General features: G+C 73.8%; 24 protein-coding genes. 16 read left to right on the top strand and 8 right to left on the bottom strand.

Annotated features, from left to right (window positions below):
- Positions 1–91 precede the first annotated feature (91 nt).
- Together ABZ459_RS12980 and ABZ459_RS12975 are read right to left on the bottom strand one after the other, a co-directional pair.
- On the bottom strand, positions 92–1,267 hold the full coding sequence (locus ABZ459_RS12980) for an acyltransferase (RefSeq protein ID WP_357969646.1): 1,176 nt from the start codon (positions 1,265–1,267) through the stop codon (positions 92–94).
- Between the two features lie 46 nt (positions 1,268–1,313).
- Positions 1,314–2,135, bottom strand: a complete 822-nt coding sequence (locus tag ABZ459_RS12975) for a class I SAM-dependent methyltransferase (protein ID WP_357969643.1) — start codon at positions 2,133–2,135, stop codon at positions 1,314–1,316.
- Between the two features lie 47 nt (positions 2,136–2,182).
- Here ABZ459_RS12975 and ABZ459_RS12970 point away from each other — a divergent pair, with 47 nt between their 5' ends.
- Positions 2,183–2,752: a helix-turn-helix transcriptional regulator gene (locus ABZ459_RS12970; RefSeq protein ID WP_357969641.1), complete on the top strand. Its 570-nt coding sequence runs from the start codon at positions 2,183–2,185 to the stop codon at positions 2,750–2,752.
- Between the two features lie 13 nt (positions 2,753–2,765).
- Here ABZ459_RS12970 and ABZ459_RS12965 read toward each other — a convergent pair whose 3' ends face one another.
- Positions 2,766–3,038, bottom strand: coding sequence for a cellulose binding domain-containing protein (locus tag ABZ459_RS12965; RefSeq protein WP_357969639.1), 273 nt, complete (start codon positions 3,036–3,038; stop codon positions 2,766–2,768).
- On the opposite strand from ABZ459_RS12965, the gene ABZ459_RS12960 reads away from it, so the two are divergent.
- Genes ABZ459_RS12960 through ABZ459_RS12950 form a run of 3 tightly spaced genes read left to right on the top strand, consistent with a single transcriptional unit; the run spans position 2,976 to position 3,941 of the window.
- Positions 2,976–3,155, top strand: coding sequence for a hypothetical protein (locus tag ABZ459_RS12960; RefSeq protein ID WP_357969670.1), 180 nt, complete (start codon positions 2,976–2,978; stop codon positions 3,153–3,155). The two genes, ABZ459_RS12965 and ABZ459_RS12960, sit on opposite strands and share 63 nt — an antisense overlap.
- A 47-nt stretch (positions 3,156–3,202) precedes the next feature.
- Positions 3,203–3,634, top strand: coding sequence for a hypothetical protein (locus ABZ459_RS12955; RefSeq protein WP_357969637.1), 432 nt, complete (start codon positions 3,203–3,205; stop codon positions 3,632–3,634).
- Positions 3,624–3,941 carry a transcriptional regulator gene (locus tag ABZ459_RS12950; protein ID WP_357969634.1) on the top strand — a complete coding sequence of 106 codons (318 nt, stop codon included), beginning with the start codon at positions 3,624–3,626 and terminating at the stop codon, positions 3,939–3,941. Before ABZ459_RS12955 ends, ABZ459_RS12950 begins: the two co-directional genes overlap by 11 nt.
- Positions 3,942–4,011: 70 nt before the next feature.
- Here ABZ459_RS12950 and ABZ459_RS12945 read toward each other — a convergent pair whose 3' ends face one another.
- Positions 4,012–4,353 carry a hypothetical protein gene (locus tag ABZ459_RS12945; RefSeq protein WP_357969631.1) on the bottom strand — a complete coding sequence of 114 codons (342 nt, stop codon included), beginning with the start codon at positions 4,351–4,353 and terminating at the stop codon, positions 4,012–4,014.
- Positions 4,354–4,541: 188 nt separating this feature from the next.
- On the opposite strand from ABZ459_RS12945, the gene ABZ459_RS12940 reads away from it, so the two are divergent.
- The 3 genes from ABZ459_RS12940 to ABZ459_RS12930 all read left to right on the top strand — a co-directional run bounded on the left by ABZ459_RS12940 (position 4,542) and on the right by ABZ459_RS12930 (position 6,616).
- Positions 4,542–4,970, top strand: a complete 429-nt coding sequence (locus ABZ459_RS12940; RefSeq protein ID WP_357969628.1) for an ATP-binding protein — start codon at positions 4,542–4,544, stop codon at positions 4,968–4,970.
- A gap of 99 nt (positions 4,971–5,069) precedes the next feature.
- A complete protein-coding gene (locus tag ABZ459_RS12935) occupies positions 5,070–5,405 on the top strand; it encodes a YciI family protein (protein WP_357969625.1) in 336 nt (111 codons plus the stop codon).
- Positions 5,402–6,616, top strand: a complete 1,215-nt coding sequence (locus ABZ459_RS12930) for a sigma-70 family RNA polymerase sigma factor (RefSeq protein ID WP_357969622.1) — start codon at positions 5,402–5,404, stop codon at positions 6,614–6,616. Before ABZ459_RS12935 ends, ABZ459_RS12930 begins: the two co-directional genes overlap by 4 nt.
- A gap of 40 nt (positions 6,617–6,656) precedes the next feature.
- On the opposite strand, the gene ABZ459_RS12925 is transcribed toward ABZ459_RS12930, so the two are convergent.
- A complete protein-coding gene (locus tag ABZ459_RS12925; RefSeq protein WP_357969620.1) occupies positions 6,657–7,388 on the bottom strand; it encodes an ankyrin repeat domain-containing protein in 732 nt (243 codons plus the stop codon).
- A 575-nt stretch (positions 7,389–7,963) separates the two neighbouring features.
- Between ABZ459_RS12925 and ABZ459_RS12920 the strand changes: the two genes are divergently transcribed.
- Positions 7,964–8,305: an Lsr2 family protein gene (locus tag ABZ459_RS12920; RefSeq protein WP_357969617.1), complete on the top strand. Its 342-nt coding sequence runs from the start codon at positions 7,964–7,966 to the stop codon at positions 8,303–8,305.
- 209 nt (positions 8,306–8,514) lie between these two features.
- Here the strand turns inward: ABZ459_RS12920 and ABZ459_RS12915 are convergent, their stop codons facing one another.
- On the bottom strand, positions 8,515–11,808 hold the full coding sequence (locus ABZ459_RS12915) for a S8 family serine peptidase (RefSeq protein ID WP_357969614.1): 3,294 nt from the start codon (positions 11,806–11,808) through the stop codon (positions 8,515–8,517).
- Between the two features lie 423 nt (positions 11,809–12,231).
- Here ABZ459_RS12915 and ABZ459_RS12910 point away from each other — a divergent pair, with 423 nt between their 5' ends.
- Positions 12,232–14,355, top strand: coding sequence for a SpoIIE family protein phosphatase (locus ABZ459_RS12910; RefSeq protein ID WP_357969611.1), 2,124 nt, complete (start codon positions 12,232–12,234; stop codon positions 14,353–14,355).
- Positions 14,356–14,362: 7 nt separating this feature from the next.
- Here ABZ459_RS12910 and ABZ459_RS12905 read toward each other — a convergent pair whose 3' ends face one another.
- Positions 14,363–14,512 carry a hypothetical protein gene (locus ABZ459_RS12905; protein ID WP_357969608.1) on the bottom strand — a complete coding sequence of 50 codons (150 nt, stop codon included), beginning with the start codon at positions 14,510–14,512 and terminating at the stop codon, positions 14,363–14,365.
- A 76-nt stretch (positions 14,513–14,588) separates the two neighbouring features.
- Here ABZ459_RS12905 and ABZ459_RS12900 point away from each other — a divergent pair, with 76 nt between their 5' ends.
- The 4 genes from ABZ459_RS12900 to ABZ459_RS12885 all read left to right on the top strand — a co-directional run bounded on the left by ABZ459_RS12900 (position 14,589) and on the right by ABZ459_RS12885 (position 17,044).
- Positions 14,589–15,458 (top strand): LysR family transcriptional regulator, encoded by an 870-nt coding sequence (locus ABZ459_RS12900; protein WP_357969605.1) that lies wholly within the window; start codon positions 14,589–14,591, stop codon positions 15,456–15,458.
- Positions 15,459–15,465: 7 nt separating this feature from the next.
- Positions 15,466–15,591: a hypothetical protein gene (locus ABZ459_RS12895; protein ID WP_357969603.1), complete on the top strand. Its 126-nt coding sequence runs from the start codon at positions 15,466–15,468 to the stop codon at positions 15,589–15,591.
- 62 nt (positions 15,592–15,653) lie between these two features.
- Entirely contained in the window at positions 15,654–16,403 is a 750-nt protein-coding gene (locus ABZ459_RS12890) for a methyltransferase domain-containing protein (RefSeq protein ID WP_357969600.1), read from the top strand.
- Between the two features lie 140 nt (positions 16,404–16,543).
- Complete coding sequence (locus tag ABZ459_RS12885; RefSeq protein WP_357969597.1) at positions 16,544–17,044, top strand: anthrone oxygenase family protein; 501 nt, start codon at positions 16,544–16,546, stop codon at positions 17,042–17,044.
- Here ABZ459_RS12885 and ABZ459_RS12880 read toward each other — a convergent pair.
- Positions 17,022–17,573 carry an AAA family ATPase gene (locus tag ABZ459_RS12880; protein WP_357969595.1) on the bottom strand — a complete coding sequence of 184 codons (552 nt, stop codon included), beginning with the start codon at positions 17,571–17,573 and terminating at the stop codon, positions 17,022–17,024. The two genes, ABZ459_RS12885 and ABZ459_RS12880, sit on opposite strands and share 23 nt — an antisense overlap.
- A 172-nt stretch (positions 17,574–17,745) precedes the next feature.
- On the opposite strand from ABZ459_RS12880, the gene ABZ459_RS12875 reads away from it, so the two are divergent.
- The 3 genes from ABZ459_RS12875 to ABZ459_RS12865 are packed head-to-tail and all read left to right on the top strand — an operon-like array spanning position 17,746 to position 20,937.
- On the top strand, positions 17,746–18,543 hold the full coding sequence (locus tag ABZ459_RS12875) for a hypothetical protein (RefSeq protein WP_357969592.1): 798 nt from the start codon (positions 17,746–17,748) through the stop codon (positions 18,541–18,543).
- On the top strand, positions 18,543–20,270 hold the full coding sequence (locus ABZ459_RS12870; RefSeq protein ID WP_357969589.1) for a peptidoglycan-binding protein: 1,728 nt from the start codon (positions 18,543–18,545) through the stop codon (positions 20,268–20,270). Before ABZ459_RS12875 ends, ABZ459_RS12870 begins: the two co-directional genes overlap by 1 nt.
- Positions 20,263–20,937, top strand: a complete 675-nt coding sequence (locus ABZ459_RS12865) for an ABC transporter ATP-binding protein (protein ID WP_357969586.1) — start codon at positions 20,263–20,265, stop codon at positions 20,935–20,937. The genes ABZ459_RS12870 and ABZ459_RS12865 overlap by 8 nt, the downstream gene beginning before the upstream one ends.
- The last annotated feature ends 2 nt before the right edge of the window (positions 20,938–20,939 follow it).

Below are 20,939 nucleotides of genomic sequence, written 5' to 3'. Positions count from 1 at the left end.
GGCTGTTCGGGACGATGCCCCATCATGCTGCCCAGCCTGACCCTCGACCTACAAGATCGGAAGCCCGACCAGCAACATCTTCAGAAGTCTTCTAGGAGGCGGTCAGGCGGCGGCCGAGCCGCTGCATCGGGCGTTCGAGGAAACGGTAGGTCAGCCGGCTGCCCGGCAGCACGAGGGCGAGGAAGAGCACGCTGACGCCGATCTGCAGGGGCAGCGGCGACCAGCGCATCTCCCCCGCCACCTCCATCACCACGAGGAGCACCGGCAGGTGCACCAGGTAGAGGGAGTAGCTCATCAGCCCGAGCCAGGTGAGCACGGCGGGCACCCGGCGGGCCCGCCAGGCCAGACCGGCCGCGAACGTGAGCCCGGCCAGCGCGACGGTCGTCCCCCACACGTCCGGCTGCACCCACCACCACCCGGCGCTGAGCGCCCGGACGGGGGCGACCGTCACCAGCGAGGCGGCCAGGGCCACCGGCCACAGGGAGCCCTGGCCGCTCTCCCACCGGCGGATCGCCGTGCCGGTGAACATGACCGCGAGGATCGCCGCCCCGAACCACGGGACGCGGCTGCTCAGCAGCAGCAGGGCCAGGGCCATGACGCCGAGCGCGCACGCCGCCACGTTGCGCAGCCGCCCGGAGACGACGCAGGCCAGCCCGGCGGCGAACACCGCGAACGATACCCACGCCAGCCAGCCGCCGGTCAGCGGCGCCGCGCTCAGCGCGAGGCCCGCCACGACCGCGGTCACCCCGAACGCGACGGCGACCAGGCCGCGCCGGTCCCGGACGCCGGTCACGAACAGGGCGGTGACCATCAGGTAGAAGACCATCTCGTAGGAGAGCGTCCACATCGTGTTCATCACCCCGGCGACGCCGACGACGTCCAGCAGCATCGTGGCGTGCGCCGCGGCCGAGGAGACGTCCCTGGGCACCTCCGCGCGTACCGGGATCCACCAGGACAGGGCCAAGACCACGGCGATGACGGCGAGGTAGAGCGGGTAGAGCCGGAAGGCACGGCCGATCCAGAAGGCGCGCACGTCGCCGTGCCGTTCCAGTGACGACGGGATGATGTAGCCGCTGACCAGGAAGAACACCAGGACGCCGTACACGCCCAGATTGAAGAAGGTCGGGCGCAGCCAGGGCATGGCCCAGGTGGTCAGGTGCTCGCCCACGACGGCGAGCGCGCCGATGCCGCGCAGGGCGTCCAGCCAGGCGAGCCTGGACGCCTCCGGACGAACGACCTGGGGGGTGCCAATGGGTGCAGTCGTCACGCACCCCAACGTATCGGTCCCGCGGGCAGCATCCGGGCTCCGCGGGTCAGGGGCGGCGGGCCGCCCAGGCGGTCCTGGTGCCGCGCACGACGAGCTCGCGATGGCGGAGCGACTCCGGCGAGTCGCCGGAGAGCAGCCGGTCGAGGGCGGCGAGGTCGTCGGCGGCCAGCCGCCCGGCGAGCCGCGACCGGTAGCCGCTCAGCACGGCCCGCGCGTAGCGGACGGCGCCCGGCGGCGCCGGGTGCACCTCGATCGGGAAGTCGCGCCGCGCGGCCACCTCGAACCCGGCCGCCGCCAGGAACGGCCCCCAGTCCGGGTACGGGTCCGGGCCGCTGCCCGCCAGCGCCGCCCGGCAGCGCGCCTCCAGCGCCGCCCCGGTCGCGTCGGGGAGGAAGCGCGGCATGCCGTCCATCTCGACGACCGCCAGCAGCCCGCCGGGGCGCAGCGCGGCGTGCACCTCGCGGAGCACACGCGCCGGGTCCTCGACGTGGTGCAGCGACGCCGCCGCCCACACCAGGTCGGGCGTGCCGAGCGGCGGCAGGGCCGCGTCCAGGTCGGCCTGGAGCACCCGCACCCGCTCCCCCAGCCCCTGGCCGAGCGCCGCCGCGCGCAGCCGGTCGAGCATGACCGGCGACCGGTCGACCGCGACGATCTCGGCGGCGGCGAACCGCCGGGCCAGGGCCAGCGTGCCGGTTCCGGTGCCGGCGCCCAGGTCGGCGACCGTCCGCGGGGGCCGGGCGGCCTGCTCGCCGACCCAGGCGGTCAGCTCGTCCAGGAACGGCCCGAGCACTTCGGCGTCCAGGTCGAGCAGGTCGGCCACGGCTGAGACGTCGCCATGGTGATGTCCGTGGTGGGGATGTGCTTCCATGCCCTCACCGTAAGGGGCTCCTGCGCGTGCGGCATACACTCTTGCCTATGACGCAAGAAGTCGACCTGGACGCCGTGGTCCGCCGGCGCATCCGCGGCCTGCGGCTGGCCCGGGGCTGGTCGCTCGACGCCCTGGCCGCGCGGTGCCGGCTGAGCCCGTCCAACCTGAGCCGCATCGAGACCGGCCACCGCCGGATCGCCCTCGACCAGCTCGTCCCCATCGCGCGGGCCCTCGGCACGACGCTCGACCAGCTCGTCGAGTCCACCGAGGACGACGACGTGGTGATCCGGCCGCTCCCCTGCGACCACCCGGGGATGACCGTGTGGTTGTTGTCCCGGGAACGTTCGCTGCACGGCGTCACGGTGGCCAAGCTGCGCATCACCCCCGACCGGCCGCTCGAACCGCAGGCGCATCCCGGGCGCGAATGGTTCACCGTCCTGTCCGGGACGGCCCGCCTGCTGCTCGGCGAGCGGACCGTCCTGGTGCCGGCGGGCGACGCGGCCGAGTTCTCGACCATGACCCCGCACGCCGTCGGCGCCCACGACGGGCCCGTGGAGCTGCTCACCATCTTCGACCACGACGGCGAGCGCTCCCACCTGCACGCGGGCCAGGCGTAGGCGCGGCGGCCGTTCAGGCGCAGGCGTACCCGGACGGGAGCGCGGTGTCGCCGGCCGGGCGGGCCGCCTGGAAGCCCGGACTCGTGGTGGCGGCTCCGGGGGCGAGGGTGCCGTTGTGCGCGGCGTTCCTGAAGGTCACGGTGCGCCCGCTGACGGTGACGGCGCCGTTCCACGAGCCGGTGATCGTGTGGCCGGGCGGCAGCGTGAAGGTGACCGTCCAGCCGTGATCGTCGAGGTGCCGGTGTCGGTGACGGTCAGCGGCTGGATGACGTGCCCGGTGCCCCACTGGGTCTGGACGGTGGGCACGGCCGCGCAGGCTCCGGAGGGCGTTCGGCATCTGGAGCTGGAGATCGCACCTACCGGCGTCCGACAGTTTCAAGAGCCGGCCGCGTCACTTTTGTGAGGCAAAAGTAGATGCTACGGTGAAAGTACTTCTACCGAGGAGGTCCGATGCGCGATCACGTCGATGCCCACGCCGCCCGGCAGGCGTTGCTGGCGGTCGAGGCGGCGCGGGCCGCGGCCCGTTCGCGGCCGGCCGCTCCCGGCTGGTTCGCCCCGGCGCGCGGGTTGCTGTTCGCGGCCGGTTTCGGGCTGCTGACCGGGCCCTGGGCGCAGCAGGTCCCGGTGATGGCGGCGGGAATCGTGGCCCTGGTGGCCTTCCTGGCCGTGCACGCGGCGGTGATCAGCCGCGGCGGGGTCGTCACCCTGCCGGGCGGCCCACTCCCTCGCCGGCTGGCGAACCAGCTCGCCCCCGCCGCCGCCTACGGCCTGGGCTGGCTCGCCGCCGTCCCGTTCGGGCAGGGCGCGGGCGCGGCGTGCGCCGCCGTGCTGGGCGGGGCCGCGCTGTGGGCGGTCACGGCACGGGACGGACATGACCACTGACCCCCGGCTGGACGAGGTCATCCAGCACCCCACCAGGCTGACCGTCATGGCGTTCCTGTCGGGCGCGCTTGAGGCGGAGTTCGCCGCGGTCCGCGACTACGCCGAGATCTCCGACGCCAGCGTCAGCCGGATCGTCTCCGCCCTCCAGGAGGCCGGCTACGTGCACGTGCGCAAGGGTTACGTCGGCAAGCGCCCCCGCACGTGGCTCTCCCTGACCCAGGAGGGCCGCCGCGCGCTGGCCGGGCATCTCGACGCGCTCCGGGCGATCGCCGAGACGGCCCGCCGGAGCGCCGCCGGCCCTGCCTGACCCGGGCGTCCCCGGACCCTACGGGGCCCGGCTGTTCCGGGCGCCCGCAGGTCTTCACGGGGGCGCCGGGTCAGCCGCCGCCGGTCCCGGCCGGGCCCATGCGGCCGGTGGGCCACGGGGTCTCCGGATGGGCCTGGCGCCAGGTCAGCAACTGGCGGTCCAGCCGCTCCCGATCGGTGAGGCGCGGCCTGGCGGGGCGCACGCCCGTACGTTCGAGCAGGCCGGTCGCGGCCTCCGCCAGCCGCAGCCGGGCCGGCGCGAACCGGCGCCGCAGCAGGTCGGCGGTCACCGCCGCGGTCAGCACCGAGGCAGGCCACAACGCGGCCCTGCCCAGCCCGCCGCTTCCCGTGATCTGCCCGCTCCCCTTGCGATGGTCGATGCCCGTGCTCTGGTCGCCGTCGCCATGCCGCATTCGTCAGCCTCCGGGTTCGTCTCGGGACCGTGGGAGTGCCGGAAGTTTCTGCACTTATGGCGCTACCCGGTCCTGCGCCCCTCATGCCGCCGACTGGCGAACGGCGGCGGTACACGTTTGAGTGGCCGCCGATGGGAAAGCTGGAGACAGGCCCGCCACCCCATCCGACCCCGCCACGCGAGACGATCATGACCCTTCAGTTCGAGCTGCAGTGCCCCATCAGCACTGACCTTGCCCTCATCAGGGACCTGATCCGCGTCCACGGCCGCCACTGCGGGCTGCCCGGCGACCGGCTGGAGGACCTGGTGGTGGCGGTCAACGAGGCGGTCACCAACGTGCTCGACCACGGCGGCCGCACGGGCATGGTGACCTCCCGCGGCAGCGCCGACGGCGTGGTCGTCGAGATCCTCGACGTCGCCGGCCGGCTCACCCACGAGCACCTGGCTTCGGCCCGCCTCGACCCGACCGCCTCCCATGGGTACGGCCTGTGGGTCATCCAGCAGCTCTGCGACGAGGTCCTGCTGGAGCAGACCGGGCTCGGCTCGCTGCTGACCCTCGACCTGCGGACCCGCCGCCCGGCCGGCCGCCTGGACGCGCGCCACGTCGTGCCGGCCTGACTCTCCTTCTCTCTCCGCGAAAATCTTCGGGGACGCCGTCCGGTTCCGTCGGTCCCGTTCGTCACCATGGTGAGACGCCGTCCGACCGAGGAGCACGAGATGAAGTACATGATGTTCGTCTGCACCGACACCGAGCCCGACACCGACCAGGAGAACCTGCCCGACGTCGAGGCGTGGGTGGCCGAGAACGACGCCCGCGGGCGGCGGGTGCGCGGCGCGGTGCTGGCGCCGGACTCGGCCGCGACCACCGTGCGCGTGCGCCGCGGCGAGCTGGTCCTGTCCGACGGGCCGTTCGCCGAGACCAAGGAGGTGATCGTGGGCTTCGACCTGCTCGAATGCGCCGACCTCGACGAGGCCGTCGAAGTCGCCCGCACCCATCCGATGGCCAGGCACGGACGGCTGGAGCTGCGGCCGTTCGCCGATTTCGAGCAGTGAGAGCACACCTGGAGGAGGCGGCGGCGGAGGCGTACCCGCGGATCGTCGCCGCCCTCATCCGGGTCACCGGCGACTGGACCCTCGCCGAGGACTGCGCCCAGGAGGCGCTGGCGCTGGCCGTGCGGCGGTGGCCGGAGGAGGGCGTGCCGTCCAACCCGGGCGGCTGGCTCATGACGGTGGCGCGCAACCGCGCGATCGACGCGCTGCGCCGCGTCTCGATCGAGCGCCGCAAGCTGGCCGAGCTGGCGGCGCTCGCCCTGACCGTCCAGGACGGGCCCGGCGACGGGCGGGAGGAGGAGGTCGTGGACGACCGGCTGCGGCTCGTCTTCACGTGCTGCCATCCGGCGCTGGCGCTGGAGTCGCGGGTGGCGCTGACGCTGCGGACGATCTGCGGGGTGCCCACCGCCGACCTCGCCCGCGCCTTCCTGGTCACCGAGTCGGCGATGACCCGGCGGCTGACCAGGGCCAAGCGGAAGATCACCGAGGCGGGCATCCCGTACCGGGTGCCGCGGGGGGCGGCGCTGGCCGAGCGGCTGCCCGGGGTGCTGGCTGTCCTCTACCTGCTGTTCACGCAAGGGTACGACGCCGGCGGCGAGCCCGCGTTCGCCGAGGAGGCGATCCGGCTGGCGCGGCTGCTGCGGCGGCTCATGCCGGAGCAGGAGGAGGTGACGGCGCTGCTGGCGCTGTTCCTCCTGCAGCACTCCCGCCGGGACGCCCGCCGCGACGCCGCCGGCGACCTGGTTCCCCTCGACCGGCAGGACCGCTCCCGCTGGGACCGGGCCGCGATCGGCGAGGGGCTCGCCCTGCTGGCATCCGTCGAGGGCGGCGGCCCGTACGGGCTCCAGGCCCGTATCGCCGCCTGCCACGCCACGGCGTCCTCGCTGCCCGGCACCGACTGGTCGCGGATCGCCCGCTGCTACGACGAGCTGGCCCTGCTCCACCCCACGCCCGTGGTGGAGCTCAACCGGGCCGTCGCGCACGGGTACGCCCACGGGCCGCGGGCCGGGCTCGCGCTGCTGGAGCGCTCCCGCGCCGAGCTCGACGGCCATCCGCTGGCCATCGCCGCCGAGGCCGACCTCACCGCCCGCGACGGCGACCCGGGCCGCGCGGCGGCGCTGTTCCGGCGGGCCGCCGCCGTCGCCCACAGCGACCAGGAACGCCGCGCCCTCCTCACCCGCGCCACCGAGACCGCGCGCGACGCGGGCGCCTGAACCGGGGCCGGCCGGCGGGGCGCCTGGGCCTGAGCGGGGGTCAGCCGGCGGGGTGCCGGGGTCCCGGGCGGGCGCCGTGTGCCGTGAGCCAGGCCGCCAGGTCGTCGGCGCCGGCGCGGCGGGCGGCGTCCAGCGGGGTGAGCTCGTCGTAGCCCACCCAGCCGAGGTCGCCGCCGCGCTCCAGGAGGAACGCCGCGGCCTGCGACCGCCCGCCGTGGCAGGCCGCCCACAACCCCTGCGTCACCTCCGCCCGCGACGGCGTCCCGGCCTCGAACGCCGCCGCGACCCGGTCCATGAGCCCGAGGGCGGCGGCCTCCCACAACCGCGTGGACGCGCCGCGTTCGACGAGGCGGCGGGCGGCGTCCCACTGGGCGAACGCGCACGCGTCCGACAGCGCCGTGCCGCCGCCGATCACCGCGCCGGTGGCCTCGACATCGGCTCCGGCGTCCAGCAGGGCGTCGAGCACGGGGACGTCGTCGCAGCTCGCGGCCCACATCAGCGGCGTCTCGGCGTGCGGGCCGGCGAAGCGGGCGTCCACCTCGGCCCCGGCCGCCACCAGCTCCCGTACGACGGCGGGACCGCGCGGCACGTGGCCCGGCCAGTCGGTGAGGACGTGCAGGAGGGTCCGGGACGCCCCGCCCGCCTCGCCCAGCCGGACGCGGGCCAGCTCGGGATGCCCGGCCAGCAGACGCCGCACGCCGTCGAGGTCACCGAGCCGCACGGCCTCCGCCGCCGACACCGCCAGCGGGTCCGCCGCATCCAGGTAGCGCATGGGCCCATTGTCACGCGCCCCGGCCCGTCCCGTCGCCGATAAATCGGCCGGAAATAAACGGACACAAGGCGGCCGGGGCCCGTCCCATTCGCAGTTGCACTTCTGCGGCTTGCCCGGAGTTGACGCCATAGGGCCCCGGCCGGCGCACAGCTCGCGGAGCGCCGGAAAACCGTGCGCCGAAGCCGGGAAGCGACGGCGACACGCACGCCGGAGCGGCGCGGACACATTGAAGCACACCTTTGAATTCATCTTCGATAAGATGCGCGCCGCCGCGGCTGCCGCCTTCCCGCGCCTGCCCCGTCCGCGTGCGCGCGCGGGGCGACCCGGTGTCCACCGCGGCCACCCGCCCGCCCTGCGACCAGGAACATGACGTGGGCATTCGCAGGTGAGATACGCAAGGCCGCCGCCGTGACACCCCGGGCACGCGCGGTTCCGGCCGCGTTTGAAATGCCTTTGACAGGCGGTGTGCCCGGCGAGTTCTCCTCGTTCACCGGCGCCGGGCCGAGGTAAGTTGCCCGCACGCTACTGAAGGGCGCTACAGTACGCAACAACCGTATCGAGCATGGAGTGCCACCATGGCTAAGCAGATTCAAGAGATTCTCATCGACGATGTAGACGGTGGGGAGGCTCATGAGACCGTCGTCTTTGCACTCGATGGCAGCAGCTACGAGATTGACCTTCATGAGGAGAAGGCGGACGCGCTGCGGAAAGCACTGGCGCCCTTCATCGTGAAGGCCCGTCCTGTTCGCGTGGATCGCGGTGCGCGCGGGCGCCGGGCGGCCGTCACCGGCAGCCGCGCGTTGAGCCGGGAGAAGTCTTCGGAGATCCGGCAGTGGGCCAAGGCCAACGGCCTGCCCGTCAGCGAGCGCGGCCGGATCGCCGCCTCGGTGGTCGAGAAGTACGAGTCCGCCCACTAGGAGAACGTCAGGAGCGCGCGGGCCGGCGGAGCAGTCCGGCGAGCCTGAGCGCCGCCACGACGGCCACCGCGAGGTGCGCCGAGACCAGGGCGATCCGGAAGACCCGCCGCCCGGCCGTGAGCTCGGCGGCGCAACCTGCGCGACCTGCGCGACCTGTACGAACGGCGCGGTGGCCGCGGACGGGTGTGCCGCCCGCGGCCACCGGCGGGTCACTGGACGGTGATCTTGTCCACTTCGACGGTGATCCCCTTGACCTGCGGGGTCGAGGTGACGGTCGTGATCTTACCGACCCCCGCGCTCACCCCCTTGACCTTCATCGAGTACGTCAGGCTGCCGCCGGGCGCCCCCGGCGTGCTGGTGACGACCAGATCCTGGGTGGGCGGCCCGGAGATCTGGGCGCCGCCGGTGCCCTCGGCGTTCTCGGCGCCGACCGTCAGGCCGTAACCGGCGGGCGGCGAGCCGGGCAGGTTCCCCGGGTCGTAGGCGTAGCTGACGTCCTCCGTGCCGTTGAGGCCGATCCACTGCTGGAAGACCTTCAGGTCAGTGGTGCCGTAGAGGTTCAGCCGCCACTCCACCACCAGCCAGTCGTTGACCCCGTCGGTCAGGATCGTGGCCAGGACGCCCGGCGCTGCGGTGCCGTCCAGGTCGGTCCAGTACGGGGCGAGCACGCCGTTGGGCCGCGCCGGATTGGGCAGCGTCTGCGGCGTCGGCGAGACGTCGTCGCCGGTGGCCCCGCCCGCGACGCTGTAGCCGTCGGAGGTGACGCCGAGCCGGGTGTAGCTGCGTCCGGCGAACTGGAAGGCGGGCACGGTGAAGTTGAGCGCCTGCTCGTCGCCGATCGGGGTGGGCGTGACGCCGAAGGCGTCCAGCGGGATGTAGCCGGCCGGTCCGGCGCCGGGCGCGATCGCCGGCCGGGCGGGCTGGGTGGCGGCCAGCGTCGCCTTGGTGGTGGCGACCTGGGTGCCGACCTTGGTCGCGCCCGTGACGCTGTTGAGGCGCAGGCGGGCGTCCAGGGTGCTGAGCGCGGTCACCTCGGCGTCCTCGTACGTGGTGTTGCGTACGGTGACCGTGCAGGTGGACTCGCCGGTGTTCCTGGCGATGGTGTCCGGGGCGCAGGTCTGCTCGACCGGCACCGCGCCCTGCTTGCGGTAGAACGCCACCGGCAGGTGCAGCGCGCGCGAGCCGCCGACCTGCTTGAGGTTGACCTGGCCGAAGTACTGGCCGTCGGGCAGTTCCGGCGCGGTGACGACGATGCTCAGCTTGGCGCTCTTGCCGGGCGCGACGGTGAACAGCGGCGGCAGCACGGCGACGGTGGCTCCGCTCACGGTGGTGCCGGAGGCGGTGAAGGTGAGCGATGAGCCGGTGGTGTTGGTGACGGTGCGCTTGGCGGTGATCACGCCGGGCATGGTGGGCGCGTTCACCGAGGGCAGGTTGAGGTCGATCCGGTTGAGCGGGTCGGTGGCCGAGGCGACGAAGCCGGCGGCGTCCTGGTCCAGGGTCAGTCCGGGGTCACCGGCCTTGGTCAGGTCGATGCGCCCGCCGCCCATGTCGAACGGGTCGGCCTGGGTGGTCCTGTCCTGCTTGGTGACCGCCGTCTTGGCCGTGGTCTCCAGGGCCGACTTGACCTGGCCGGGCGTCCAGGTGGGGTGCAGGGCGAACACCAGCGCCGCCGAGCCGGTCACGTGCGGCGCGGACATCGAGGTGCCGGAGATGACCTGGTAGAGGTTGCCGGGCGGGCCTTCCAGCGGCGACTCGGGGGTCGGCGTCATGCCCGCCATGATGTGCTGGCCGGGCGCGGTGACGTCCGGCTTGAGGAAGTCGCCGCCGGGGCCGCGCGAGGAGAAGTGCGCCATCGCGTCGCCCTGCCAGGTGGACTTGGCGCCCTGTGTGAAGGAGGCGGTGGCGCCGGGGTGGGCGGCGAGGAAGGCCAGCAGGGTGTCGGCCTCGGGCTTGTCCACCTGCACGGACGGCAGCCAGTGGGCGTCGGTGAAGACGTCGAACGGGAAGGTGTTGTAGAGGATCATCCCGGCCGCGCCGCCCTGTCTGACGTTAAAGCTCTTCAGCACGCGGTTGGGGGTGCGCTCACAGGCGACGATCTTCCCGGTGAACATCCCGGCGGGGGCCGGGACGTCGCACGCCGGGCGCGAGTACGGCGGCGCCGAGGCCAGGACGACGGGCAGCGGCGAGGCCAGGCCCGCGGTGATGGACGCGCCCTTGATCGTCGCCGTGGCGCCGCCGCCGGACAGCGTGACCGTGGACTGGAACGTCCTGGACTGCGAGGACGCGGCCACGGTGGTCACCCAGGGGCCGCGGTGGTCGGTGGTGCCGGCGCCGGGCCCGGAGTTGCCGGCCGAGGCCGAGACCAGCACGCCGGCCGCGTAGGCGTCGAGGAAGGCCAGCTCGACCGGGTCGCTGTAGGGGTCGCTGCCGCCGGAGACCGAGAAGTTGATCACACGCACGCCGTCCAGGACGGCCCGTGCCACGGCCTGCGCCGAGTCGGAGGGGAAGCAGCCCTGCGCGCCGCACACCTTGTAGACCGACACCTCGGCGGCCGGGGCGATGCCGTGGATCGGGCCGCGGCTGATGCCCAGCGGGTTCGCGTCGGCGACCGGGCCGCCCGCGGAGGTGCTGGCGGTGTGGGTGCCGTGCCCGTTGGAGTCGCGGGCGCTGTCGCCGTAGACCTCGCCGCCGTAGACGGCGTTGTAGGTCTCCATGAACGGCTGCCCGCCGATGAGCTTGTTGTTGCAGGTGAACGGGTCACTGGCGGGGGTCAGCGGGTTGTCGCCGAAGTTGCACACGCGCGGCGTGCCGTCCTTGGTGGGCCCGGGGGCGGGCAGGCCGGGGGCGGCGGCGAAGGACGGGTGCTCGGGCCAGGCGCCGGTGTCGAGCACGCCGACGATCACGCCCTTGCCCGCGGAGGAGCTGCCGCCGAGCTTGCCGTAGATGGTGTCGGCGCCGATGAACTCGGGGCTGGAGTCGGTCAGCAGCTGCTGGGGCTTGTCCTCCTGGACGGCGACCGCGCCGGGCAGCCGCAGCACGTCGGCCACCTTGTTGCCGGGGACGCGCAGGGCGATGCCGCCATAGACGGTCCTGACACGCTGGCCGACGACGGCTCCGGGGACCTTCTTGGCCAGCTCGCCCAGGAAGGCGTTCTCGACGTCCTGGATGTGGGTGCCGTACTTCCTGGCCTCGGCGCTCCTGGTGTCGAGGGCCTTGCCGGTGACGGCGGGGCTGGTGGCCGGCAGCCCGGCCAGCCCGCCCTGGTAGGCGGCCAGTGAGTCGTAGTCCAGCTTGACCATGACGTTGACCGGCGCGGGCGAGGTGGCCTTCAGCAGCGCCGCGTCGCTCTTGGCGAGCTTGCCGGTGGGGGACTTGGCGCCTTCGACCACCTCGGCGCCGGTGAGCGGCACCGACCGCCATTTGTCGGGCGGGGCCGGCGTGGCCCGCGCCGCGGCCGGGCTCATGGTCAGCACGACACCGAGCCCGACGGCTAACGATGTCAACCGGCGTAAACGGGATGAGAACGAACGGGACAACACAAAGACCTCCTGGCCGAGGAGCTGCACGAACCCGCCGGACCGGCCGAGGACGTCATGTCACCCCCACGCGCGCATGCCGGAGAGATCGATGACCCTCCCCGGTGGGTGACGAGCTGGACCGCCTCCCCTCCCCGTCGGCGGGGTGGGTTGGCGTCCGAACCGGAGTGTAGACAGCGATCAACTGGCCGAGAACCCCGCCGGTTTGTCACGTTCCGGCCAATTGGCCCCACCAGACGGACCGCCACCGGAAAGCTCATATTCGTCCCACCTCTTCACCAGAATCCGGCAACGGTGAGCTTCACCCCCAATACGGATATCTACAGTTGTCCTATGGGCGATCAACGGGACGCGGCGCCGACGTCAGCGCAGGACGGAACGAGGTAGTCCGTGGGCGGCCACGCCGACGAGGGGACCCGGCCGTACACCTCGGCGCTGGACGAGCAGCTCGCCCAAGCCGCCCGGGACACCGGCGCGCACATCGGCGCGGTGTACCTCCTGACGGGCTCCCCGCAGGTCCTGATGATGGAGGCGGAGATCGGGCTGCCCGCGCAGCTCGTCAAGCCGTGGACCATCGTCAGGCTGGACGGCGGGGCGCCCGTGGCCGCCGCCGTCCGCCAGGGGCAGCTGGTCTGGGTGCCGACCGCGCACGAGCTGGCCCGCCGCTTCCCGGGCACGGCCCTGGCCTTCCCGTACGCCTTCGCCTCGGCCTCCGCGCCCCTGCACAGCGACTCCCGCATGTGGGGCTCGTGGATCCTGCTCTGGCCGGACGGGCGGCCGTCCGAGCTGAGCGGGCCGGAGCAGGACGTCATCGCCGCCACGAGCGAGCGCCTGGCGGCCGTCCTGGAGCAGGCCGCCGACAGCGGATGTCCGCTGCGTCCCGGCGGCGAGCCGCGGGTGCTGACCCCGGTGCCGCCGCCGATGCCCGACCCGTACGAGGCCGTGGCCGCGGCCGGCTTCCTGGACCGGCTGCGGGACGGCTCCGTCGCGCTCGACCTGGACGGCGTGGTCACCTTCGCCAGCCCGGCCGCCGCCGGCCTGCTCGGCACCACCGTCTCGGAGTTGCTGGGCACGCCGCTGTGGGAGACGGCGACGTGGCTGAAGGACCCGGCGTTCCAGGACCGCTGTCGGGCGGCGGTGGTCGGCCAGCAGGTCGCCTCCTGCTCGGCCCGCCGGCCGGACGGCCACGAGCTGGAGTTCGTCCTGCACCCGGACCCGACGGGCCTGAGCCTGCGCATCACCCCCTCGGCGGCCGACCTGTCCGCGCAGCGGCCCGCGCGCGCCTTCACGCCGGACAACTCCGGGCTGCCGCGGGCCGACGTCTTCTACAACTTCCTGCACATGGCCTCGGCGATGACCCGGGCGCTGAACGTCCGGGAGGTCGTCGATCTCATCGCCGACCACGTCATGCCGGTGTTCAAGGCCCAGGCCATGGCGATCATGAGGGCCGAGAGCGGCCGGATGCGGATCGTCGGCTCCCACGGCTACGTCGCCGAGGTGCTGGAGCGGTTCGACGGCCAGACGCTGGCCGCGCCCAGCCCCGCCGAGCAGGTCGTCCGCACGGGCGAGCCCGCCTTCTTCGCCGACCGGGACGAGCTGCGCCGGGCCTTCCCCGAGACCGCCCAGGACGACGGGATGGCCGCCTGGGCCTTCCTGCCGCTGACCGTCTCCGACGACACCTTCGGCGTCTGCCAGCTGGCCTTCGACCATCCGCGGCCGTTCACCGCCGAGCAGTGCGCGACGCTGACCACGCTGGCCGGGCTGATGGGCCAGGCCCTGGACCGGGCGCTGCTCTACGACACCAAGGACCGGCTGGCCCACAGCCTGCAGACCTCGCTGCTGCCCGGCAGCCTGCCCGACATGCCGGGCCTGGAGGTGGCCGCCCGGTACGTGCCCGCGACCCGCGGCGTCGGCATCGGCGGCGACTTCTACGACCTGATCCGGCTCAACGAGACCACCGCCGCCGCCGTCATCGGGGACGTCCAGGGGCACAACATGACGGCCGCGGCGCTCATGGGCCAGGTGCGCACCGCCATCCACGCCCACGCCGCCGTCGGGGCCAGCCCGGGCGACGTGCTCCAGCACACCAACCGGCTGCTCATGGACCTGGACACCGACCTGTTCACGAGCTGCCTGCTCATCTACTTCGACCTGCGCCTGCGCACGCTGCGGGCGGCCAACGCCGGTCATCCCCTGCCGCTGCTGCGCCCGCCCAACATGCCGGCCGAGATCATCGACATCCCGGCGGGCCTGCTGCTCGGCATCGACGCCGACGCCGAGTACGCCACGGTGGAGGTGCCGTTCCCGCCGGGCGCCGTCCTGGCCCTCTACACCGACGGGCTGGTCGAGGCGCCGGGCGTGGACCTGGACGAGGCCATCGGAACGCTGGCGGCGTACCTGACCAGCGCCCCGCGCGAGCAGCTCCAGCAAATCGCCGGGACGCTGCTCGACCACGCCCCGCACACCGACGACATCGCGCTGCTGCTCCTGCGGCACCGCGAGAACTCGGGCTGAGACCCGCTCAGTGCGAGACGAACGTGTGGTGGTCGGCCAGCGCCAGCGCCCGGACGAAGTCGAGGACCTTCAGCAGCCCCCGCCCGGCGAGCCGGACCGGGGCGGGACGGCGGGAGCAGTAGGCGGCCGACCACAGGGCGGGGACGTGTTGTTCCATGCGGACCAGCATGTCCTGGCGTGTACTGATCGATCCAACACATCGTCTCGCTGGCAGTCATCGCTATCGTAGATGGATGGAACTGCGTCAGCTCCGCCACTTCGTCGCCGTCACCACCCACGGCAGCTTCACCGCCGCCGCCCGGGCCGAGCTGATCGTGCAGTCGGCGCTCAGCACGTCCATCCGCAAGCTCGAACGCGAGCTCGGCGCCGACCTGTTCGAGCGCACCGGGCGGCGGCCGGTCCTCACCCCGGCCGGGCACGCCTTCCTCCCGGCCGCGCGGGCGCTGCTGGCCGACGCCGCGGCGGCCACCGACGCCGTGTCCGCGGTGTCCGGGCTGGCCACCGGCCGGGTGGCGATCGGCACCATCCAGACGCTCACCAGCGTCGACCTGCCGGCCGAGCTGGCCGCCTTCCACCGCCTGCGGCCCGGCATCCAGATCTCGGTCCGCGACGCCCCGGTGGCGGGGCTGCTCGACGCGCTGCTGGCCCGCGAGCTCGACCTGGCCTACCTGGCGCTCGACGGCGCCGAGCTGCCGGCGGGGCTGGCCGTGTTCGACTCCTGGGAGGAGGAGCTGGTGCTGATGACCTCGTCCGAGCACCGGCTGGCCGGGGCGGAGCGGGCCCTGCTGTCGGAGCTGACGGAGGAGCCGTTCGTCGACTTCAAGGCCGGCACCGGGCTGGAGACCGCGGTGCGCCGGCTGGCCGCCGGGTGCGGGCTGCACCGGCAGATCACCTGCGAGGTCACCCAGATCCGGCTGCTGGTCGACCTGGTGCGCGCCGGGATCGAGGTGGCGATCGTCCCCCGGCGGGTGGCCGAGCGGGAGGGGCTGCCGACCGTCCGCATCCGCCAGCCCGATCCGGCCAGGACGGTCGTGCTGGCCGGCCGCGCGCCGGTCCCCGCCAACCCGGCCGCCGGCGCCCTGCTCGCGCACCTCACCCGGTGACCCCGGATTGGACCGCGACGGCAGCGCCGCGGCCTCGCGGGCCCTGGCCCGGGAGGCGGCCGACGTGCTCGGCGTGATCCTGGAGCCGGGCGCGGCGGCGGCGCGGGCCGGCGCGGCCGTCATCGCCGCCTGATCCGGACCCGGCGGCACATAACCGGTTGAACGGGCGGGGGCTTCGTGGTGGGATGGCCCGCTGTGTCAGCGATCCAGGACCTCGTGCGCCCCGACGTCTATCCGCGTTCCTCCAAATACGACCCGGAATGGGTGCTCGGGCTGGACATGGGCCCCCATCCGCTGTGGCTGCTGGAGGACCTGGCCCGCGACCTCGACCTGCGGCCCGGCATGCGGGTGCTCGACCTGGGCTCGGGCCTGGGCGCGACCTCGGTCTTCCTGGCCCGCGAGTTCGGGGTGGAGGTGGTGGCCGCCGACCTGTGGGTCGCGCCCGAGAAGGCCGCGGCCGTCTTCGCCGAGGCGGGCGTCGCGGACCGGGTCCGGGCCGTACGGGCCGAGGCGCACGCGCTGCCGTTCGAGCAGGAGTCCTTCGACGCGATCGTCAGCGTGGACGCCTTCGAGTACTTCGGCACGGCCGACTCCTACCTGCCCTACCTGGTCCGCTTCCTGCGGCCCGGCGGGCAGCTCGGCGTCGCCACGCCCGGCATGACCCGCGAGGTCCGCGACCTCGGGCACATCCCTGCCCACGTCAAGGCGCTGGTCGGCTGGGAGGCCATCGCCTGGCACACCGCCGACTGGTGGCGCTTCCAGTGGGAGATCACCGAGCTGGTCACGGTGACGTCCGCGCGCCTGCAGGACGGCGGATGGCACGACTGGCTGCTGTGGGCCCGCGCCCGGCAGGAGACGGCGACGATCGCCATGCTCGAGGCCGACCAGGGGGAGTACCTGTCCTTCGCGCTGGTCACCGCCCGCCGGAACCCGCCCGCGTCCTGACCTGCCGGCGCCGGGCGGCCCCGTGGAGCCCGGCGTATGGGCGGGAGAGTCTCGGCCATGGCCGCGCTCCCCCGCTGTCGCGTTGACTTGTCCTCGCGCGTCCGGGACGTCCGGCGCGAAACCAGGAGGGAAACACACTGATGTCGGTTCTGCGCACCGTCGTGCTCATCGTGGCGACCATGGCGACCGGGCTCGCGGCGGGCGTCTTCGGGCTCTACTCGCACACCATCATGCGTGGACTCGGCGCGACCGACGACCGCACGTTCGTCGGGGCGTTCCAGGCCATCGACCGGGCGATCCTCAATCCCTGGTTCATGCTCAGCTTCATCGGCGCGCTGGCCTTCACGGGCCTGGCGGCCGCGCTGCACCTCGGCCAGAACGTGCGCGCGGTGCTGCCCTGGATCATCGTCGCGCTGGTGCTCTACCTGGTCGCCTTCGTGCTCACGGTGGCCGTGAACGTGCCGCTCAACGACGCCATCAAGGCGGCCGGCGACCCGGACCGGATCGCCGACCTGGCCGCGGTGCGCCGCGCGTTCGACGAGGCCAAGTGGGCCGGCTACAACCTCGTCCGCACGATCACCACCACCGGCGCGTTCGCCTCGCTGTGCTGGGCGCTGGTCAAGAGCGGCCGGGTGGGCTGACGGCCCGCTCGATCAGCGCGACACGGTCGGCCAGCGGCGCGGCGGGCACCTCGACGAGTTCGAACCCGAGGTCGCGGTAGGTCCGCTCGTGCAGGCGCTCGAACTCGAGCGAGTCCTCGTAGCTGATCCGCCTGGCGGAGGTGGCGCGGACGAATCCCTGGTTGCGGACGAAGAACACCTTCCCGTCGTACGTCCCCCCGCCCACCACCCGCTCGACCTCGCGGGCGAGCAGGCGCGAGGTGGGAAACCCGAGGAAGCGGCTCAGCGCCAGCGTGCAGACCGGCGAACGGTCGAAGAAGACGGTGGCCTCGCCGCCCGCGGGCGATGCCTCCTGGCGCCGCCGCTGGAGAGCGACCACCTCGTCGACGAAGGCGGGCTCGCGCCAGGGCTCCGCGCGGCCGAGCGCCTCGCCGAGGGCGATGACGTCCGTCGCCGCCTCCTCGACGACGGTGTGCCCGTGGATCTCCAGCAGCCGCAGGACGGCCGTCTTCCCGGCGCCGGGGGTGCCGGTGAGAACGTGATTCGGCACGGCTCTTCTCCCTTTCTCGTGGGGGTTGATGACTGGCTACGGGCGCTGATACACGGCTGATACACGGCCGAGCGCCCGGTGATACCCGGCCAAGGCCGGGCGGACGGAAAAGGGCTCAAGAGTGGCCAGGCGTCGCGGAGGGCGGCGCGTCCCCACGGTGAAGGAGCCCTTGATGCGTGTGCTGGTGTGCGGTCTGCTCGGTCTGGCGGTGCTGACCGGCTGCGGAGGGGCTCCGGCGGGACAGGCCGCCCCGGCGTCCGGCGGGGGCGACGCCGGGGCGGGCAAGCTCCGGGAGCGGGAGACCGTCATCGCCACCTGCATGAAGCAGAAGGGCTTCGCCTACACGCCTTCGGTCAGCCGGCCGGGGACGCCCGACGCCGACCCGGCCGACTACGCGGCGATGAAGGCCGAGCGGAGCAGGAACGGCTTCGGCGTCTTCTCCGCGATCGTCTACCCCAAGCCTACCGAGACCCGGGCCCCGGATCCCAACCAGGCCACGCTCGCCGGGCTCTCCGGCGCCCGGCGGGACGCCTGGCTCAAGACCATGAACGAGTGCCGGGTCAGCGCCCTGCGCCAGGTCAACGGCCTGAAGGTCACCTCGCTCACCGACTACCAGGACCAGATGAGCACCGAGATCGAGAACATCGACAAGGCGCTCGACGGCGATCCGAAGCTGGTGGAGCTGGCCGGGCCGTTCGCGGAGTGCCTGAAGTCCGAGGGCGAGCGGGTGACCTCCGCCCGGCCGCTGGCGCTGGGCGCGCGGGGGCAGACGCTGTGGGGCGAGCAGGCCGACCGGCTCGGCAAGGCGGGCAAGGTCACGGCCGCCGCGGCCCGGCCGTACCTGGCCAAGGAGATCAGGTCGGCGCTGGTCGACCTGGAGTGCGGCAAGGACTTCTACGCGGCCTCCGTCCCCCTGCAACGGCGGCTCACCAACGAGGCCCGGGTGAAGTACGGGTTCCAAGAGCAGTGATGCGCACCCCTCGCGGCAAGTTGCTGCTCGTGCTGGCCGTGGTCCTGGCGGTCGCCGGGACCGGCTGGGGGGTGGGCACCCGGCTGCGCTCCCCGGCCGACGAGGCGGCGGCGCGCAGGCCGCCCGTGCCGTCGCTGGTCACCGTCGAGGTGGAGCGGCGCAGGCTGGTCGCCACCGTCGTCGTCAGCGGCACGCTGGAGTACGGCTCCCCCCGTCCGGTGTCGCTGGCCGGGGTGGTGGGCGGCGGCGAGACCGTCCAGCGGGCCACCCGTGCTCCCCGGCGGGGGAAGCTCGTGGAGGGCGCGGTGCTGATGGAGGTGAACGGGCGCCCGGTGTTCGTCTTCGCGGGCAGGGTGCCGATGCACCGCGGCATCGTCCCCGGCGCCGAGGGGGACGACGTCCGGCAGGTGCAGAAGGCGCTGCGCCGGCTCGGGCACCGTGTGCCGGTGACCGGCGTGTTCGACGGCGCGACCGTCGCCGCGGTGTCGCGCTTCTACGCCCGGCGCGGCTACGAGGCCCAGCAGCCCACCCTGGAGCTGCGGCAGCGGCGCGACGAGCTGGCGCGGTCCGTACGGACCGCGCGGGAAGTGCTGGCGACCGAGAGCAGGGCCCTCGACCAGGGCATGGACGTGCTCCCGCTGAAGCTCAGGGTGACCGGCGCACGCCGCGACCTGAAGGCGGCCGAACAGGCGCTGAAGAGCGCGCGGGCCCAGGACCGCACCACCGAGGACGCGGCCGCGGCCGAGGCCGCCGAGAGCGCCGTGCGGGCGGCCGGGGAGCGGCTGCTGGCGGCCGAGCAGGAGCTCGCCCAGGCCAGGGCGACGCCGACCGTCGCGCCGACCGTCACGCCGACCGTCATGCCGTCCACGGCACCCGGCGCCGCCCCCACGGCGACGCCGCGCGCCGACACCCGCCTGCTCGAACTCCGGGTCGCCAACGCCCGCGCCGACCTGGCCGCCGCCCGGTCGGCGCTGGACCGCGCGCGGGAGGAGGCCGGGGCCGCGCGGGCGAAACGGCTGGCCGAGCGGGAGAAGGCCGTACGGGTGGCGCGGGAGGCCGTGGCCGTCGCCGAGCAGGCGCTCAGGCAGGCCAGGCAGCTCTCCCCCGCCAGGCTGAAGGTGGCCAACGCGCGCAGCGACCTGGCCGCGGCGCGGGCGTTGCTGGCCGAGTTCTCCCGCACCTACGGCACCACCGTGCCGCCCGGCGAGATCGTCTTCCTGCCCCGGCTGCCCGTCCGGCTGCACAAGCCGGCCGTCAAGGCGGGCGAGCCGGTGGACAAGGCGGTCGCCACGGTCACCGGCTCCGGCTTCGTGGTGTCCGGCTCGGTGGACGCGGCCGAGGCCGAACGGGTCAAGGCGGGGCTGGCGGCGAGCATCGAGACCGACTCCGGCACGACCGTCCCCGGCACGGTGACCGCCGTCGCGGGGCGCGACGCGAAGGGCGCCGTCCCGGTGACGGTCACGCCCGCCGCCGTGAAGGGGCTGCGCGAGCTCGCCGGCGCGCCCGTCACGGTCCGCGTGACCATCGGCGCCACCGGAGGGGAGGCGCTCGTGGTCCCGGTCGCGGCGGTCGTCACGGCGGCGGACGGCAGGGCCAGGGTGCGGGTGGAGACCGCGCCCGGCCGGACCGAGGAGGTGCAGGTGCGCACCGGCCTGTCCGCCGACGGCGCCGTGGAGGTGACCGGCGACCTCGAACCGGGCGAGCGGGTGGTGGTCAACAGTGGCTGAGCCGGTCATCCACCTCCGCGAGCTGACCAAGGAGTTCCCCGGCGACCCGCCCGTCCGCGCGCTGTCGTCGGTCGACCTGCGGGTCGAGCGGGCGGACTACGTGGCGGTCGTCGGCCCGTCGGGGTCGGGGAAGTCCACCCTGCTCAACACCCTGGGCCTGCTCGACCGGCCGACCCGCGGCAGCTACCGGCTCGACGGCATCGAGACCACCACGCTGCGGGAAGGGGCGCGCACCGCCGTCCGCGGCGGCCGGATCGGCTTCGTCTTCCAGTCCTTCCACCTGCTGCCGCACCGGAGCGTCCTGGAGAACGTCATGCTGGCCGAGGTCTACGGCACGGTCCCGCGCGCGGGACGGCGGGACCGCGCCATGCGGGCCCTCGACCGGGTGCGCCTGTCGCACCGGGTGGACTTCCTGCCCGGCAGGCTGTCCGGCGGCGAGCGGCAGCGCGCCGCCATCGCCCGCGCCCTGCTGGGCGAGCCGTCGCTGCTGCTGTGCGACGAGCCCACCGGCAACCTCGACAGCAGGAACACCGGCGCAGTGCTCGACCTGTTCGACGAGCTGCGCGCCCAAGGGATGACCGTCGTCGTCATCACCCACGAGACCGAGGTGAGCGACCGGGCCGGACGCCGGGTCCGCATCACCGACGGCGTCCTCACGGAGGAGTAGAC

Source organism: Nonomuraea sp. NPDC005692 (assembly GCF_040631115.1).
Lineage (GTDB): Bacteria > Actinomycetota > Actinomycetes > Streptosporangiales > Streptosporangiaceae > Nonomuraea.
The sequence above is the reverse complement of the archived record's forward strand: the minus strand, read 5'-3'. Positions and strand labels throughout refer to the sequence as shown.

Excerpts from the sequence above, each read along its gene's own strand:
- ABZ459_RS12975 (WP_357969643.1), bottom strand. The coding sequence starts at position 2,135 with ATGGAAGCACATCCCCACCACGGACATCACCATGGCGACGTCTCAGCC.
- ABZ459_RS12970 (WP_357969641.1), top strand. The coding sequence starts at position 2,183 with ATGACGCAAGAAGTCGACCTGGACGCCGTGGTCCGCCGGCGCATCCGC.
- ABZ459_RS12955 (WP_357969637.1), top strand. The coding sequence starts at position 3,203 with ATGCGCGATCACGTCGATGCCCACGCCGCCCGGCAGGCGTTGCTGGCG.
- ABZ459_RS12950 (WP_357969634.1), top strand. The coding sequence starts at position 3,624 with ATGACCACTGACCCCCGGCTGGACGAGGTCATCCAGCACCCCACCAGG.
- ABZ459_RS12945 (WP_357969631.1), bottom strand. The coding sequence starts at position 4,353 with ATGCGGCATGGCGACGGCGACCAGAGCACGGGCATCGACCATCGCAAG.
- ABZ459_RS12940 (WP_357969628.1), top strand. The coding sequence starts at position 4,542 with ATGACCCTTCAGTTCGAGCTGCAGTGCCCCATCAGCACTGACCTTGCC.
- ABZ459_RS12935 (WP_357969625.1), top strand. The coding sequence starts at position 5,070 with ATGAAGTACATGATGTTCGTCTGCACCGACACCGAGCCCGACACCGAC.
- ABZ459_RS12925 (WP_357969620.1), bottom strand. The coding sequence starts at position 7,388 with ATGCGCTACCTGGATGCGGCGGACCCGCTGGCGGTGTCGGCGGCGGAG.
- ABZ459_RS12920 (WP_357969617.1), top strand. The coding sequence starts at position 7,964 with ATGGCTAAGCAGATTCAAGAGATTCTCATCGACGATGTAGACGGTGGG.
- ABZ459_RS12905 (WP_357969608.1), bottom strand. The coding sequence starts at position 14,512 with ATGGAACAACACGTCCCCGCCCTGTGGTCGGCCGCCTACTGCTCCCGC.
- ABZ459_RS12900 (WP_357969605.1), top strand. The coding sequence starts at position 14,589 with ATGGAACTGCGTCAGCTCCGCCACTTCGTCGCCGTCACCACCCACGGC.
- ABZ459_RS12885 (WP_357969597.1), top strand. The coding sequence starts at position 16,544 with ATGTCGGTTCTGCGCACCGTCGTGCTCATCGTGGCGACCATGGCGACC.
- ABZ459_RS12875 (WP_357969592.1), top strand. The coding sequence starts at position 17,746 with ATGCGTGTGCTGGTGTGCGGTCTGCTCGGTCTGGCGGTGCTGACCGGC.
- ABZ459_RS12870 (WP_357969589.1), top strand. The coding sequence starts at position 18,543 with ATGCGCACCCCTCGCGGCAAGTTGCTGCTCGTGCTGGCCGTGGTCCTG.